This is a genomic window from Symbiopectobacterium sp. RP (assembly GCF_050472005.1).
In the GTDB taxonomy this organism is placed as follows: Bacteria; Pseudomonadota; Gammaproteobacteria; order Enterobacterales; family Enterobacteriaceae; genus Symbiopectobacterium.
Genome location: NZ_JBGOGS010000002.1, coordinates 1,246,220 through 1,260,342, shown reverse-complemented (window position 1 = coordinate 1,260,342; position 14,123 = coordinate 1,246,220). Strand labels below are relative to the sequence as shown.

General features: G+C 50.7%; 19 protein-coding genes and 3 pseudogenes. 6 read left to right on the top strand and 16 right to left on the bottom strand.

Annotation, left to right across the window (positions count from 1 at the left end; all coding sequences use genetic code 11):
• Positions 1–9 precede the first annotated feature (9 nt).
• A complete protein-coding gene (rpiA, locus tag ACD630_RS25825; protein ID WP_430361075.1) occupies positions 10–666 on the top strand; it encodes a ribose-5-phosphate isomerase RpiA in 657 nt (218 codons plus the stop codon).
• Between the two features lie 308 nt (positions 667–974).
• Positions 975–2,204 (top strand): phosphoglycerate dehydrogenase, encoded by a 1,230-nt coding sequence (gene serA, locus ACD630_RS25820; protein WP_430361074.1) that lies wholly within the window; start codon positions 975–977, stop codon positions 2,202–2,204.
• A gap of 150 nt (positions 2,205–2,354) precedes the next feature.
• On the opposite strand, the pseudogene ACD630_RS25815 reads toward serA, so the two are convergent.
• Positions 2,355–2,880 (bottom strand): annotated as a pseudogene (locus tag ACD630_RS25815) (zinc-binding dehydrogenase); the annotation flags it as partial.
• Positions 2,832–2,987, bottom strand: coding sequence for an alcohol dehydrogenase catalytic domain-containing protein (locus ACD630_RS25810; protein WP_430361073.1), 156 nt, complete (start codon positions 2,985–2,987; stop codon positions 2,832–2,834). The pseudogene ACD630_RS25815 and the gene ACD630_RS25810, both read right to left, overlap by 49 nt.
• A 23-nt stretch (positions 2,988–3,010) precedes the next feature.
• On the opposite strand from ACD630_RS25810, the pseudogene ACD630_RS25805 reads away from it, so the two are divergent.
• A pseudogene (locus ACD630_RS25805) lies at positions 3,011–3,262 on the top strand (transposase); the annotation flags it as partial.
• Here ACD630_RS25805 and ACD630_RS25800 read toward each other — a convergent pair.
• The 8 genes from ACD630_RS25800 to ACD630_RS25765 form a co-directional block, all read right to left on the bottom strand.
• Entirely contained in the window at positions 3,202–3,360 is a 159-nt protein-coding gene (locus ACD630_RS25800; protein ID WP_430361328.1) for a hypothetical protein, read from the bottom strand. The pseudogene ACD630_RS25805 and the gene ACD630_RS25800 overlap by 61 nt on opposite strands.
• Entirely contained in the window at positions 3,285–3,476 is a 192-nt protein-coding gene (locus ACD630_RS25795; RefSeq protein ID WP_430359251.1) for a transposase, read from the bottom strand. The genes ACD630_RS25800 and ACD630_RS25795 overlap by 76 nt, the downstream gene beginning before the upstream one ends.
• A gap of 126 nt (positions 3,477–3,602) precedes the next feature.
• On the bottom strand, positions 3,603–3,857 hold the full coding sequence (locus ACD630_RS25790; protein WP_430361072.1) for a hypothetical protein: 255 nt from the start codon (positions 3,855–3,857) through the stop codon (positions 3,603–3,605).
• A gap of 165 nt (positions 3,858–4,022) precedes the next feature.
• Positions 4,023–4,190, bottom strand: coding sequence for a hypothetical protein (locus ACD630_RS25785; RefSeq protein WP_430361071.1), 168 nt, complete (start codon positions 4,188–4,190; stop codon positions 4,023–4,025).
• 42 nt (positions 4,191–4,232) lie between these two features.
• Complete coding sequence (locus tag ACD630_RS25780; RefSeq protein ID WP_430361298.1) at positions 4,233–5,444, bottom strand: IS256 family transposase; 1,212 nt, start codon at positions 5,442–5,444, stop codon at positions 4,233–4,235.
• Between the two features lie 34 nt (positions 5,445–5,478).
• The gene (locus ACD630_RS25775) at positions 5,479–5,655 is read right to left on the bottom strand and encodes a hypothetical protein (protein ID WP_430361070.1); all 177 of its coding nucleotides are present in this window, start codon (positions 5,653–5,655) and stop codon (positions 5,479–5,481) included.
• A gap of 98 nt (positions 5,656–5,753) precedes the next feature.
• Positions 5,754–5,936, bottom strand: a complete 183-nt coding sequence (locus ACD630_RS25770; RefSeq protein WP_430361297.1) for a hypothetical protein — start codon at positions 5,934–5,936, stop codon at positions 5,754–5,756.
• Positions 5,858–6,316 carry an IS630 transposase-related protein gene (locus ACD630_RS25765; protein ID WP_430361069.1) on the bottom strand — a complete coding sequence of 153 codons (459 nt, stop codon included), beginning with the start codon at positions 6,314–6,316 and terminating at the stop codon, positions 5,858–5,860. Before ACD630_RS25765 ends, ACD630_RS25770 begins: the two co-directional genes overlap by 79 nt.
• A gap of 34 nt (positions 6,317–6,350) precedes the next feature.
• Between ACD630_RS25765 and ACD630_RS25760 the strand changes: the two are divergent.
• Positions 6,351–6,461 (top strand): annotated as a pseudogene (locus ACD630_RS25760) (IS5 family transposase); the annotation flags it as partial.
• 110 nt (positions 6,462–6,571) lie between these two features.
• Here the strand turns inward: ACD630_RS25760 and guaA are convergent.
• Both guaA and guaB read right to left on the bottom strand, forming a co-directional pair.
• A complete protein-coding gene (gene guaA, locus ACD630_RS25755) occupies positions 6,572–8,149 on the bottom strand; it encodes a glutamine-hydrolyzing GMP synthase (RefSeq protein WP_430361068.1) in 1,578 nt (525 codons plus the stop codon).
• 111 nt (positions 8,150–8,260) lie between these two features.
• Complete coding sequence (gene guaB, locus ACD630_RS25750) at positions 8,261–9,724, bottom strand: IMP dehydrogenase (protein ID WP_430361067.1); 1,464 nt, start codon at positions 9,722–9,724, stop codon at positions 8,261–8,263.
• 179 nt (positions 9,725–9,903) lie between these two features.
• On the opposite strand from guaB, the gene xseA reads away from it, so the two are divergent.
• Positions 9,904–11,280 (top strand): exodeoxyribonuclease VII large subunit, encoded by a 1,377-nt coding sequence (gene xseA, locus ACD630_RS25745; protein ID WP_430361066.1) that lies wholly within the window; start codon positions 9,904–9,906, stop codon positions 11,278–11,280.
• 36 nt (positions 11,281–11,316) lie between these two features.
• On the opposite strand, the gene ACD630_RS25740 is transcribed toward xseA, so the two are convergent.
• The 4 genes from ACD630_RS25740 to ibpA form a co-directional block, all read right to left on the bottom strand.
• Positions 11,317–11,466 carry a hypothetical protein gene (locus ACD630_RS25740; RefSeq protein WP_430361065.1) on the bottom strand — a complete coding sequence of 50 codons (150 nt, stop codon included), beginning with the start codon at positions 11,464–11,466 and terminating at the stop codon, positions 11,317–11,319.
• A gap of 32 nt (positions 11,467–11,498) precedes the next feature.
• Entirely contained in the window at positions 11,499–12,149 is a 651-nt protein-coding gene (locus ACD630_RS25735) for an IS630 family transposase (RefSeq protein ID WP_430361064.1), read from the bottom strand.
• A 166-nt stretch (positions 12,150–12,315) separates the two neighbouring features.
• Positions 12,316–12,771 (bottom strand): small heat shock chaperone IbpB, encoded by a 456-nt coding sequence (gene ibpB / locus ACD630_RS25730; RefSeq protein WP_430361063.1) that lies wholly within the window; start codon positions 12,769–12,771, stop codon positions 12,316–12,318.
• Between the two features lie 117 nt (positions 12,772–12,888).
• A complete protein-coding gene (ibpA, locus tag ACD630_RS25725; protein WP_430361062.1) occupies positions 12,889–13,302 on the bottom strand; it encodes a small heat shock chaperone IbpA in 414 nt (137 codons plus the stop codon).
• Positions 13,303–13,591: 289 nt separating this feature from the next.
• On the opposite strand from ibpA, the gene ACD630_RS25720 reads away from it, so the two are divergent.
• Positions 13,592–13,945: a YceK/YidQ family lipoprotein gene (locus ACD630_RS25720; RefSeq protein WP_430361061.1), complete on the top strand. Its 354-nt coding sequence runs from the start codon at positions 13,592–13,594 to the stop codon at positions 13,943–13,945.
• Positions 13,946–14,123 lie beyond the last annotated feature (178 nt).

Below are 14,123 nucleotides of genomic sequence, written 5' to 3'. Positions count from 1 at the left end.
ATACAGACCATGATACAAGATGAACTGAAAAAGGCAGTCGGCTGGGCCGCGTTGGATTATGTCCGCCCGGATACTATTGTTGGGGTGGGAACGGGCTCAACGGCAGCGCACTTCATTGAAGCGCTGGGTTCCATCAAACACCAGATTAAAGGCGCAGTATCCAGCTCCGTGGCGTCTACCGAAAAGCTCAAAAGCTTAGGCATTACGGTGTTCGACAGCAACGAGGTTGATGAACTGGATATCTATGTGGACGGTGCTGATGAGATCAACCCGCACATGCAAATGATTAAAGGCGGGGGTGCTGCGCTGACGCGTGAGAAGATCATTGCTGCCATCGCGCATCAGTTTATCTGTATTGTCGATGCCTCCAAGCAGGTGGATATTCTGGGCACATTCCCGCTGCCGGTGGAAGTGATCCCCATGGCCCGTGCGTACGTGGCGCGTGAACTGGTGAAACTGGGCGGCCAGCCGGTCTATCGTCAGGGCGTAGTCACCGACAACGGCAATGTCATTCTGAATGTGCACAACCTCGATATCTCAGATGCCATTGCCGTAGAAAACCGTATCAATGGGATTGCGGGCGTGGTGACCGTCGGTCTGTTTGCCAACCGTGGCGCTGACGTTGCGTTGGTCGGTACCGCGGGCGGTGTAAAAACCCTGAAGTAATTTCTCCCCTGCGCATCGGACGTTGGCATTGAAGGTGCTAACGTCCGATTTTTTTGCTTAAAAACCCCACCATTGTTAAAGTCTCACTTTTGGTACTTAATATCACTTTTTCTTATTTTGTTCCCTTGGCATCTGGCAAGGCGACGCGTTATCCCTATTTTTTACTGTAGAAGGGAGTTTGTGACGCCGTTGGCAGCATCGGGGAAGCAATCGATTGTCTTGCTGCTGGCGTAATTTTTGTTATGTTGGCAGAGGCCGTTTGGCAAATGGGTTCACTGGCATCTGAAGTCTGAAAATAAGGTCGGGAAATGGCAAAGGTATCACTGGAAAAAGACAAGATTAAATTCCTCCTAGTGGAAGGGGTTCACCAGAGCGCGTTGGAAAACCTGTGCGCAGCGGGTTACACCAACATTGAATACCATAAAGGTGTGTTGGATACGAAAGCGTTGAAAGCCTCCATCCGTGACGCGCATTTCGTCGGTTTGCGTTCCCGTACTCATCTGACGGAAGAAGTGTTTGCTGCCGCAGAAAAGCTGGTTGCCGTGGGCTGTTTTTGCATCGGTACCAATCAGGTTGAATTACCTTCTGCCACCAAGCGCGGCATCCCGGTGTTCAATGCTCCCTTCTCCAATACTCGCAGCGTAGCAGAACTGGTGATTGGCGAAATGCTGCTGTTGCTGCGCGGCGTTCCTACTGCCAATGCCAAAGCGCACCGTGGCGTGTGGCACAAACAGGCTGTGGGCTCATTTGAAGCGCGCGGCAAAAAACTGGGTATCATTGGCTACGGCCACATTGGCACCCAGTTGGGTATCCTAGCCGAAAGCCTGGGGATGCATGTTTACTTTTACGACATCGAGAGCAAACTGCCGTTAGGTAATGCTCAGCAGGTGCGTCATCTGTCCGAATTGCTGAACATGAGCGACGTGGTCAGCCTGCACGTACCGGAAACGGCGAGCACCCAGAACATGATGGGCGCGGATGAGCTGGCGCTGATGAAGCCGGGTTCTATTCTGATCAACGCCTCACGCGGTACGGTCGTCGATATCCCAGCTCTGTGTGAAGTGCTGCGTAGCCAACACATTGCCGGTGCTGCGATTGACGTATTCCCACAAGAACCCGCCACCAATACTGACCCGTTTGTGTCTCCGCTGCTGGAGTTCGACAACGTATTGCTGACGCCGCACATTGGTGGTTCCACGCAGGAAGCGCAGGAGAACATCGGTACGGAAGTGGCCGGTAAACTGGCGAAGTACTCTGACAACGGTTCGACGCTGTCTGTGGTTAACTTCCCGGAAGTTTCCCTGCCAGTGCAGAGCGATCGCGCACGTTTGCTGCACATTCACGAAAATCGCCCGGGCGTACTGACGGCAATCAACACCATTTTCGCCGAGCAAGGTATAAACATTGCTGCCCAATATCTGCAAACCAGCGCGGATATCGGCTATGTGGTAATCGATGTGGAAACAGATGCAGCGAATACCGCGCTGCAGCTGATGAAGGCGATTCCCGGCACCATTCGTGCCCGCCTGTTGTTCTAAGTGCGCGTCGAGCGTTTAATGTCGTGACGCACCTACTTAACATCGTCATTCCCGCCTTTCGCCGAGGATGAGGAGAGGTAAAGTGGCTTTGTCATCAGTCAAACAGCCCCTTTGGGGCTGTTTGCTTAAAGAGGCTGACAACGCGAGGGTTTATAACGCGATAGTCACCTTACCGCGCATATGCCCTTCCTGCACCTTGGAGTGAGCCTGTTGCAGCGTTTCAACGTTTAAACAATACTTCACTGGCTGTGCCTTGCAGTTTGCCCGCGTCCACTAGGTGTGCTACTTCTTGCAGAATTTTCCCTTGCTTTTCCATATCCGGCGTTTGGTACATGCTGCGGGTAAACATGAATTCCTAATGCAGCGAGGCACTTTTGCGCTTCAGTTCGTTCTGATCCAGAGGACGTTCGTTTTCCACAATAGTGCAAATCTTGCCCTGCGGGGCGATCAAGGTGCCTATCGCGCTCCAGTGGGCGTCGGTGTCGTTCAGGCAGAAAATATAATCCACCTAGATGATGCCTGCTTTTTTCAGTTCCCCGATTAAATCGCGATAATCAACCACGAGATCGGCACCGCGCTGACGGCACCATTCTGCCGAATCAGGATGGGATGCCGTAGCGATAACCTTTACCTCACTGCGCAGTGCCGCCAGTGAAATAGCCAGAGAGCCAACACCTCATCGCCCACTTGAAAACCGCTGACGCGATCGCCAATGGCAAGTACGGTACCACTGGCATCCCAGCCTAGGCTGTGTCCCTTAATTGCTTGAGCTATAGTATCCATCTGTTTCTACGACACTTTTGATTATGGCTCGCTACGATCTTTCTGATGAAGCATGGGTAATCATTGCGCCCTTGTTGCCAACCGTTTTGACATCTCCGCGGGCCGGCTGGCCGTGGGCAGAACATCGAAAAATCTTCAACTGCATGTTCTGGATACTGTGTTCAGGAGCACCATGGCGTGATTTACCTAAACGTTACGGCCCATGGAAAACCGTTTATAACCGTTTCAATAGATGGTCAAAGTCTGGGGCAATTAACTTTATTTTCAATAATTTATAGACAAGCGACTTAATTTTGATTACACCATATGGACTGAGAACAAAATCTCTGTATCGCAACCACTCTCTCTTTTTTTGCTTTTTGCTTGTGCCCATTTATGCTCAATGGGGTTAAGATCTGGCGAATATGTAGGCAAATACTCCACCATATACCCTGCATCGATGATGACTTGTTGAATATTATGTTTTTTGTGAAAAGTTGCATTGTCCATCACGATTACAGAGCCTGTTTAAGATTTTGTGTAAATGCCTTTCCTCAGAAGCATAGGTATCTACACATCATAAAGGGTTAAAAACCACCATAGCTAAGTGGGCAAGTTCTTCTAGGGTATAGTCTGCTAATATAGACAAGCGACATTATTTTGATAACAATTAGCTGTATTTTTTTGCCACATATCAGGGCATTGGCTGTAATCATTTTTAAGTCGGTTGGCTATATGAGTCAGACTCTCAGACAAGCCCTCGGTTAGCGTTGAACGACAACCCGCCCTATCGGTTAGAGTTTGAGACAGGGGCGCTATTGGTAAACCATTTGCAGCATCAATCAGTAGGCTGGTTTGTAGTTCATAACCGACGTCGCCACCATGCGTCATTTTCAAACGTTCTTCTTTCCCATTGTGGGTACGAAACTGTAAATGAGACCAGCCGTGAACGACGAGAGCGTATGGATGCGGGCTAAGTGCAACCTGCCGGAGAGCCAGCGAAATAATCGGTTCATTGAACTGACTGAAGCTAATACGTTTATTATTAAAAAAACGCTAAACGGCCTGAGTAGTGGCGAATGTCGTTTTCTGCGCGCAGGCAAGGTCTTTAACGGCTGACGCCAATGGTGCTGCGGGAGTTATGTGTTGCTTAACCAGACGCTGATAACGCCGGTTAAGGCGGGCATCAATCCCGCCGATGGATAAGTTGAGATCATGCAGCAACGTAATAGCAGATATTGCAAAAGATGTGTAGATACCTATGCCTCAGAAGTGACCGTCAAGACGGTCACCGAACTCGATAATAAAGCGACTCATTGCCATACGCCAGTCCTGTAAGGACATCGTCCATTTCTGTGATGCCGCCTGGATTGCCAGCCATACGACCTTCTTCACCGAGTCATCAGTCGGGAACAGCTTGCGTTTCTTGATTGCATGCCGGAGCACGCTGTTCAGTGATTCTATGGCGTTCGTCGTGTAGATTACCTTGCGAAGTTCCTGCGGGTACGAGAAGAATGTCGACAGGTTGGCCCAGTTTAACTGCCAGCTCCGGCTTATCTGCGGATAGCGGTGATCCCATGTCCCACCGAACGTCTCCAGCGCCTGAAGCGCGGCCTCTTCGGTTGGAGCCTGATACACTGCTTTGAGGTCGTGTGTTACCGCCTTATAGTCCTTCCAGGCAACGAAGCGCAGACTGTTGCGCACCATGTGCACGATGCACAACTGGATGCGGGCTTCCGGGTAGACCGTGTTGATGGCATCCGGGAACCCTTTCAGGCCGTCCACACAGGCAATGAGGATGTCAGTCAGGCCACGGTTTTTCAGTTCTGTCAGCACGTTCAGCCAGAACTTTGCGCCTTCATTTTCGGCCAGCCACATCCCCAGTAGCTCTTTCTGGCCTTCGATATTGATACCCAGCGCCAGGAACACAGACTTATTGATAACGCGGCTGTCCTGCCGGACTTTCAGAACGATACAGTCAAGGTAAACAATGGGATAAACCGCATCCAGGGGGCGATTTTGCCATTCAACAACCTGCTCCATAACGGCATCGGTGACCTTCGATACCAAGGCGGGTGAGACATCCGCGTCATACAGTTCTTTGAACGCAGCGGCAATTTCGCGGGTGGTCATCCCTTTGGCATATAACGATAAAATCTGGTTATCCATCCCGGAGATCCGGGTCTGGTTCTTCTTCTTCACCAGTTGCGGTTCAAAGGAACCATCACGATCACGTGGTGTACGCAGTTCCAGCGGACCATCGCCGGTGGTAACAGTCTTTGTGGAGTAGCCATTGCGCGTGTTAGTTCCAGATTTGGACTGGTGCTTCTCATGCCCGAGGTGATGGGTCATTTCAGCATTAAGGGCAGCTTCAACGCAGATCTTTTTCAACAGGCGATCAAACGGGTTGAGAGCGTCAGGGGTTTTGAGATTTTTGGCCAGCTCGTTAGCCAGAGCCTGTAACTGTTTTTCGTCCATAAAGTAACCTGCTTTTGATGTTGGATTGAACATATCAAAACCAGGCAATTACACAATCTCGTGTACAGGCTCCGATTACACTGTTTTTAGGGAGTACTGGCATAAGGACTTGTGTGACCCAGGAATAGAAAACATCGCTGTTAATATTGATGGCTTTGTTGAATAAATAGATTTTATGCTGGCAGCCCAGTGAAACGACGGATCCTCGCAACGTAAAATCATGCAGTTAGGCATCATGAGAAAAGTGTACACCTGAGATGACAAGCATTTTCAACCAAAACTGGCATGGAAAAACAGCATGATTACCTATTATTCAACAAAGCCAATATTGATATCAAATAATCCGATAGCAAACAGCGTTGTGCCTAATAAAGCGCCGATAACATTTGTTCTTCCCTTGGCTCCCCAGTTCTTCAGGCCAAAACACCGTTGACCTTTTGGGGAATAGCCGAGAGTCCGTGGGGTATCGTGTGGAAAACCACTTTCATCAATAAAAATAATAGGTTTACCTTCTTTTTCATACTGTTGTATTTTTTGTTGAAATGCTTGCTGGGCGCTTTCGGATGACGTAGAGTTTTTTTATAGGTCAATCCCAGCTTTTTAAGAGCTTGCCAAATGGCCTTCTGACAAACGCCAAAACGCTCTGCACGTTCTTTTTGGTAAGCATCTGGATATGGTTCAACATCTTTTATCAACTCGGATTTATCGCTCTTTCGCTGACGCGTGGTCGATGCTTTTGACGCTATTTGATTAATCCAACGCGATACAGAGGCAGGGCCAATCCGAAATTGCTTCGCTGTTTCTCGGATACTCAACCCTTCTTCTTCCCGTGTAGATATCACTTTACCTCTAAAATCAATTGAATAGTTCATTTAAATAATGCAATCAAAATTAAGTTGTTTATCTATAAAGGAATATCGACGGATCGCCACACGTTATGAAAAAATGGCAAGAAACTATCTAGCAATGGTGAAACTAGGCTGCATCCGCTTGTTTTACCGCCAGTTACGCAATTAAGGGACACAGCCTAGCGGAGAATGTCACAGGACATTCTCCGCTGAGGTCGATGTAGATGATGCTGCCAGATGTAATACCGTTGCAGGGCAATCCTCTACGTTAAACCGCAATTATTCCCACTCAATCGTCGCAGGCGGCTTGCCTGACACGTCGTAAACCACGCGAGAAATGCCATCGACTTCGTTGATAATGCGGTTGGAAACGCGGCCCAGAAAGTCATAAGGCAGGTGTGCCCAGTGCGCGGTCATAAAGTCGATAGTTTCGACCGCACGCAGAGAGACCACCCAGTCATATTTACGACCGTCGCCCATCACGCCTACGGAACGCACTGGCAGGAACACAGTAAAGGCCTGGCTTACCTTGTGGTACAGGTCAGCGTTGTGCAGTTCTTCGATGAAGATGGCATCGGCATGGCGCAGCAGATCGCAGTACTCTTTCTTCACTTCGCCCAACACACGCACTCCAAGGCCTGGACCGGGGAACGGATGGCGGTACAGCATGTTGTACGGCAAGCCCAGTTCAAGACCAATTTTACGCACTTCATCTTTGAACAGCTCTTTCAGTGGCTCAACCAGACCCAGCTTCATCTCTTTCGGCAGGCCACCCACGTTGTGGTGAGATTTGATAACGTGTGCTTTACCGGTCTTGGACGCCGCTGATTCAATCACGTCAGGATAGATGGTGCCCTGCGCCAGCCATTTCACCTCGGTTTGCTTGCTTGCTTCTTCATCGAACACTTCGACAAACACGCGACCAATGATTTTGCGTTTGGCTTCCGGATCGTTTTCACCGGCCAATTCAGACAGGAAACGATCTTCCGCAGCCACGTGCACGATATTCAGGCCAAAGTGATCGCCGAACATTTCCAGCACCTGATCCGCTTCGTTCAAACGCAGCAGGCCATTATCCACGAACACGCAGGTCAAACGATCGCCAATGGCACGGTGCAGCAGCATCGCCGTCACAGAGGAGTCAACACCACCGGACAGCCCCAAGATCACACGATCGTTGCCAATCTGTTCCCGCAGGCGCACTACCGCGTCATCAATGATTTTTGCCGGTGTCCACAGCGCATCACATTGGCAGATATCACGTACAAAGCGTTCAAGCATGCGCTGTCCCTGACGGGTATGCGTCACTTCCGGATGGAACTGTAAGCCATAAAAGCGTTTCTCTTCGTTAGCAATAATGGCAAACGGGCAGGTATCGGTGCTGGCAACGGTGACGAAATCGGATGGAATGGCCGTCACTTTATCGCCGTGGCTCATCCATACGTCAAGCAGCGGCGCACCGCTTTCGCTCAGCGCATCCTGAATATCGCGCAGCAGTGCGCTTTCCGCTTTGATTTCGACCTGAGCATAACCAAACTCACGCTCGCTGGAGCTTTCTACATGTCCACCCAGCTGCATTGCCATGGTCTGCATGCCGTAGCACACACCCAACACCGGCACACCGGCCTGGAACACATATTCCGGCGCGCGCGGGCTGTTGTGCTCGGTGGTGCTTTCCGGGCCACCGGAAAGGATGATGCCGTTCGGGTTAAATTCGCGAATCTGTGCTTCGGTAACGTCCCATGCCCAGAGCTCGCAATAAACGCCCAGTTCACGCACGCGGCGCGCAACCAGTTGCGTGTACTGCGAACCAAAATCCAGAATGAGTATGCGGTGTTGATGAATATTTTCTGTCATGAGAGGCGTATTCCAAAATACGTAAGGAGCAAAAAATAAGAGAACCCGGCGAAGTTTACCGGGTTTCTGTCAAATCAGCCATCACATCGGCAGATTGGCCTGTGGGCTCAATCAACCCATCCGATAGTTCGGAGATTCTTTGGTGATGGTCACATCGTGCACATGGCTTTCCTGAATGCCTGCACCGCTGATGCGAACAAATTCGGCCTGAGTGCGCAGTGCATCAATGGTGCCGCAACCGGTCAAGCCCATGCACGAACGCAGGCCGCCCATCTGCTGATGCACGATCTCTTTCAGGCGGCCTTTATAAGCCACTCGCCCTTCGATCCCTTCCGGCACCAGTTTATCTGCCGCATTATCGCTCTGGAAATAACGGTCAGAAGAGCCTTTAGACATGGCACCCAACGAGCCCATCCCACGGTAAGATTTAAAGGAACGGCCTTGATATAGCTCGATCTCACCCGGAGATTCTTCCGTGCCCGCCAGCATAGAACCTACCATCACACAGGCTGCACCCGCAGCGATGGCTTTGGCGATGTCACCGGAGAAACGGATGCCACCATCAGCAATGACCGGAATGCCAGTACCTTCAAGCGCTGCTACCGCGTCGGAAATCGCGGTGATCTGCGGTACACCCACGCCGGTAACGATACGGGTGGTACAAATAGAGCCAGGGCCAATACCGACTTTCACAGCGCTCACGCCTGCTTCAGCCAGCGCTTTGGCACCGGCACCGGTGGCAACGTTGCCGCCGATGATTTGCAGATCGGGGTATTTAGCGCGGGTTTCACGAATACGCTGCAACACGCCCTCAGAGTGGCCGTGCGAGGAGTCGATCAGCAGTACGTCAACACCGGCCGCAACCAGCGCATCGACGCGCTCTTCGTTGCCCGCACCTGCGCCAACGGCCGATCCTACGCGCAGACGACCGTGTTCGTCTTTACAAGCGTTAGGTTTACGCTCGGCTTTCTGGAAGTCTTTCACGGTGATCATGCCAAGCAGATGGAAGCCGCCATCCACCACCAGCGCTTTCTCAACGCGTTTTTCGTGCATTTTTTGCAGCACCACTTCGCGCGCTTCGCCTTCACGCACCGTTACCAGACGGTCTTTCGGCGTCATCACGGCACTCACCAGGCGTTCCAAATCAGTCACAAAACGTACGTCACGGCCAGTGATAATGCCGACCAGTTCGTTATCGTCAGTTACTACCGGGTAACCGGCAAAGCCGTTACGTTCGGTTAGCGCTTTGACTTCACGCAGCGTGGTGGTTGGCGTCACGGTTTGCGGATCGACAACCACGCCGCTTTCATGGCGTTTTACCTGGCTGACTTCTTCCGCCTGGCGCTCAATCGACATGTTTTTATGGATGAAACCGATGCCGCCTTCTTGCGCCAGAGCGATGGCCAAACCGGATTCCGTCACGGTATCCATGGCAGCAGAAAGCATAGGAATATTCAAACGAATCGTTTTTGTGAGCTGGGTGGTGAGATCGGCAGTGTCCGGCAGAACGGTCGAGTGAGCTGGGATCAGGAGGACGTCATCAAACGTCAATGCTTCTTTGGCAATACGTAGCATGGGCAATATCTCATGTGGGGATGCGATAAAATATTGCCGTGGCATTATACAGAGCGTAATCGGTTGACTCTAGCTTTTTTATAAAAAACTTGATTAACCTTTCAGGTAAGGTAGCATCGGTTAATTAACCCTCTGTTTTAAAATTTGATCTCGCTCACTAAATCGGGTTAGCCAACGCCATGTCCCAAGCGCCTTCATCCGCTATTTTTACCGTCAGCCGCCTCAATCAAACCGTCCGGCAACTGTTGGAAATGGAAATGGGGCAAATCTGGCTGTGCGGCGAGATATCCAACTTCTCCCAACCCGCCTCCGGTCACTGGTACTTTACCCTGAAAGACGAGCGCGCTCAGGTGCGCTGCGCCATGTTTCGCACCAGCAATCGCCGTGTGACGTTTCGTCCACAAAGCGGGCAGCAAGTGTTGCTGCGCGCTACCATCACCCTGTACGAACCGCGCGGTGATTACCAACTGCTGGCAGAAAGCATGCAACCCGCAGGTGATGGCCTGTTGCAACAGCAGTTCGAACAGCTTAAGCAACGGTTAGCGTCAGAAGGGTTGTTCGATCAGTCATTCAAACAGGCGCCCCCCCGTCCTGCCAGCAGCGTCGGCGTCATTACTTCACCTAGCGGCGCGGCGCTGCATGATATCCTGCATGTGCTACAGCGGCGCGATCCCGCCCTGCCGGTGGTGATTTATCCGAGTCAGGTGCAAGGCGAAGAAGCTCCAGCGCAAATTGTTCGTGCCATTCAACGTGCCAATCAACGACAAGAGTGCGATGTACTGATCGTTGGGCGCGGCGGCGGTTCGCTGGAAGACCTCTGGAGCTTTAACGATGAACGGGTGGCTCGCGCCATTTTCGCCAGTCGTATTCCTATTGTGAGTGCTGTCGGCCATGAAACCGACGTCACCATTGCCGACTTCGTGGCGGATTTACGCGCTCCGACCCCGTCGGCGGCGGCAGAGTTGGTCAGTCGCGATCGCAACGAACTGCTGCGCCAGCTACATGCACAACGTCAGCGGCTGGAAATGGCGATGGATTATTCTCTGGCCCAGCACCAGCGCGATTTCGCCCGACTCCATCACCGTTTGCAGCAACAGCATCCGCAGTTACGCTTGGCGCGTCAGCTTAACCAATTGATCACCCTGCGGCGCAGGCTTGATGAGAGCATGCAGCAGCAACTGCGGCGCGCGACCCTGCGCAATGAGCGTTTGCAGCAGCGGCTGACGCAGCAGCAACCGCTTTCACGTATTTATCGTGCGCAGCAACACCTGCAACAGATGCAGTATCAATTACAGCGGCTTATCACCCGGCAACTGAGTGAGAATAAACAGAGGTTGGGTGAGGTTTGTTCCCATCTGGAAGGTGTCAGCCCACTAAAAACGCTGGCGCGTGGCTATAACGTGACCACCACCCCCTCTGGGCAGGTTTTACGCGCCACGACTCAGGCAGCACCGGGTGATACGCTAAAAACCCGATTACAGGACGGCTGGGTAGAAAGCCAGGTTACGCAGGTTACGCCAGAGGCTAAAAAGCGCGCACGTAGGAAAACGTCATAGCACTTCAGACTGATGGTAAAGACGCGTATATTTTCGTCATCCTCGGTGAAAGCCGGGGATCTCCTCCAGAAGAAAGGCGTATAACCTGCGAGAGTGACGAAGGTGGGCGGAAATCACAGCAATATAGCCAAGCGACTTAATTTTGATTACACCATATGGACTGAGAACAAAATCTCTGTATCGCAACCACTCTCTCTTTTTTTGCTTTTTGCTTGTGCCTATTTATGCTCAATTGGGTTAAGATCTGGCGAATATGTAGGCAAATACTCCACCATATACCCTGCATCGATGATAACTTGTTGAATATTACGTTTTTTGTGAAAAGTTGCATTGTCCATCACGATTACACTGTTTTTAGGGAGTACTGGGATAAGGACTTGTGTGACCCAGGAATAGAAAACATCGCTGTTAATATTGATATCAAATAATCCGATAGCAAACAGCGTTGTGCCTGATAAAGCGCCGGTAACATTTGTTCTTCCCTTGGCTCCCCAGTTCTTCAGGCCAAAACACCGTTGACCTTTTGGGGAATAGCCGTGAGTCCGTGGGGTATCGTGTGGAAAACCACTTTCATCAATAAAAACAATAGATTTACCTTCTTTTTCATACTGTTGTATTTTTTGTTGAAATGCTTGCCGGGCGCTTTCGTCGGCTTTCGGATGACGTAGAGTTTTTTTATAGGTCAATCCCAGCTTTTTAAGAGCTTGCCAAATGGCCTTCTGACAAACGCCAAAACGCTCTGCACGTTCTTTTTGGTAAGCATCTGGATATGGTTCAACATCTTTTATCAACTCGGATTTATCGATCTTTCGCTGACGCGTGGTCGATGCTCTTGACGCTATTTGATTAATCCAACGCGATATAGCCAACCGACTTAAAAATGATTACAGCCAATGCCCTGATATGTGGCAAAAAATAAAGCTAATTGTTATCAAAATAATGTCGCTTGGCTATATCACTTTACGTCTAAAATCAATTGAATAGCTCATTTAAATAATGCAATCAAAATTAAGTCGTTTAGCTATATTTTGCGGATTAAGCATCGCTGGCAGATTCAGGCGCATGCGTCAACTCAGGGCGGTTGCCGCCAATGACGATACGCTGCGGTTGCAGTTCTGCCGGTACTTCACGCACCAGATCAATATGCAGCAAACCGAGTTCAAATTTCGCCTCGGAGACAGACAGGTGCTCCGCCAGCGTAAAGCTCAGGGTGAACGGTTTAAACGCCAGCCCCTGATGCAGATATTCCACTTTCTTCTCCGGCAGCGTCGGCGTACCGCTTACTGTCAGACGTGGCCCTTCCACTTCGATCGCGAGTTCGCTTTGCTGAAACCCGGCTAGGGCCAGCGTGATACGATAGTGGTTGTCGTCTTTTTTCTCAATGTTGTAGGGAGGAAACTCAACGGCCTCCTGAGTGCCCTGCATTGAGCTGGCCAATTTGTCAAAACCGATCCACTGACGCAGCAGCGGTGATAAATCATAGTTACGCATAATGTGACTCCTTATTTGAAGCGAGAGTGTACCTTCAGAGGAGCAGAAAGGCTCCATCGAATTCGCCCCCTAACGGCGGGCAGGCGTTAAAACTGGGTGTTAAACGTTAACGTCGTTTTACTTGATATCAATACGGCGCGGCTTCATCGTTTCCGGCACCACGCGCGCCAGGTCGATGTACAACAAGCCATGTTCCAGATTGGCACCAGTAATGTGAATGTGCTCAGCCAGCTGGAACTTACGCTCAAAATTGCGCTCGGCAATGCCCTGATAGAGATAGTTACGTGTTACCGGCTCACCGCCGTGTGCGCCTTTCACAATCAGCAGATTGTCATGAGCGGTAATCTCCAGCTCATGCTCGGCAAAACCCGCGACAGCGATGGCAATGCGGTAATGGTTGTCATCCACCAGTTCAACATTGTAGGGAGGATACCCACCGTTACCCTGACTTTGTCCGGCTTCCAGCAGATTAAACAAACGATCGAAACCGATGGCGGAACGATACAGGGGAGAAAAATCGAAATTGCGCATTACAGCCTCCTAAACATTCAGCGAGGATTGATATGAGCCTTCTTTGATAGACAGGCCCTACACCCCATCGACTACCCTGTCGGCGTAGCGTCATAATCTTGGGCTACAATAAAGATGGGGACCGGGCTCAAACTTTCAAGGCCGCGATCGAAGCAATTTTTCATTTTCCGAAAAATTTATCGGAAAATGAAGTACTACCACCACAGCACAGAACATGACATCTTACTTAGAGCCCGTTATACCGTGGCAAGGCTTGGCGTAAGCCGACCATTTCTCAATGGACAGCGATATGAAAGTACTGAGACGTACCGCACTCTCTTTGTTGATAGCAGGAAGCGGGCTGACGCTTACTGGCGGTTGTTCCAGCGTGATGACGCACACCGGTCCCCATCAGGGTTACTATTCCGGCACGCGTGCCAATATGGACGCCCTGCACAGTGAAGATACCAGTTGGGCCATGACGCCACTGGTGATCCTCGATATGCCGTTTTCTGCAGTTATGGATACCTTGCTGCTGCCTTATGACTATTCTCGTTCGGGCCAAGAAAAGCAGGACGATTCGTTACGCGCACGTATCCACCACGATGAACCACTCACCATCATCCCCGCAAGTGCCGTGCAATCCAGCACTGCGCATCCGTAGCCTGTTTGCCATACGGTCTCAAACAGACCGGTTTTTGACAGACATACCTTTATTTATCAGCATAATAATGCCCTTATTTCGGGGGCATGTTTCCACCTGAACATCTATGGATGTGAAGTTAATGAAGCTAGACAGTCTTTCCCGCATGTTCCACGTCAGTAAAGAGGAATTTGTACCC

Coding starts and splice junctions, on each gene's coding strand:
- rpiA (WP_430361075.1), top strand. CDS start 10: ATGATACAAGATGAACTGAAAAAGGCAGTCGGCTGGGCCGCGTTGGAT.
- serA (WP_430361074.1), top strand. CDS start 975: ATGGCAAAGGTATCACTGGAAAAAGACAAGATTAAATTCCTCCTAGTG.
- ACD630_RS25810 (WP_430361073.1), bottom strand. CDS start 2,987: ATGGATACTATAGCTCAAGCAATTAAGGGACACAGCCTAGGCTGGGAT.
- ACD630_RS25800 (WP_430361328.1), bottom strand. CDS start 3,360: ATGGGCACAAGCAAAAAGCAAAAAAAGAGAGAGTGGTTGCGATACAGA.
- ACD630_RS25795 (WP_430359251.1), bottom strand. CDS start 3,476: ATGGACAATGCAACTTTTCACAAAAAACATAATATTCAACAAGTCATC.
- ACD630_RS25790 (WP_430361072.1), bottom strand. CDS start 3,857: ATGACGCATGGTGGCGACGTCGGTTATGAACTACAAACCAGCCTACTG.
- ACD630_RS25780 (WP_430361298.1), bottom strand. CDS start 5,444: ATGGACGAAAAACAGTTACAGGCTCTGGCTAACGAGCTGGCCAAAAAT.
- ACD630_RS25765 (WP_430361069.1), bottom strand. CDS start 6,316: ATGAACTATTCAATTGATTTTAGAGGTAAAGTGATATCTACACGGGAA.
- guaA (WP_430361068.1), bottom strand. CDS start 8,149: ATGACAGAAAATATTCATCAACACCGCATACTCATTCTGGATTTTGGT.
- guaB (WP_430361067.1), bottom strand. CDS start 9,724: ATGCTACGTATTGCCAAAGAAGCATTGACGTTTGATGACGTCCTCCTG.
- xseA (WP_430361066.1), top strand. CDS start 9,904: ATGTCCCAAGCGCCTTCATCCGCTATTTTTACCGTCAGCCGCCTCAAT.
- ibpB (WP_430361063.1), bottom strand. CDS start 12,771: ATGCGTAACTATGATTTATCACCGCTGCTGCGTCAGTGGATCGGTTTT.
- ibpA (WP_430361062.1), bottom strand. CDS start 13,302: ATGCGCAATTTCGATTTTTCTCCCCTGTATCGTTCCGCCATCGGTTTC.
- ACD630_RS25720 (WP_430361061.1), top strand. CDS start 13,592: ATGAAAGTACTGAGACGTACCGCACTCTCTTTGTTGATAGCAGGAAGC.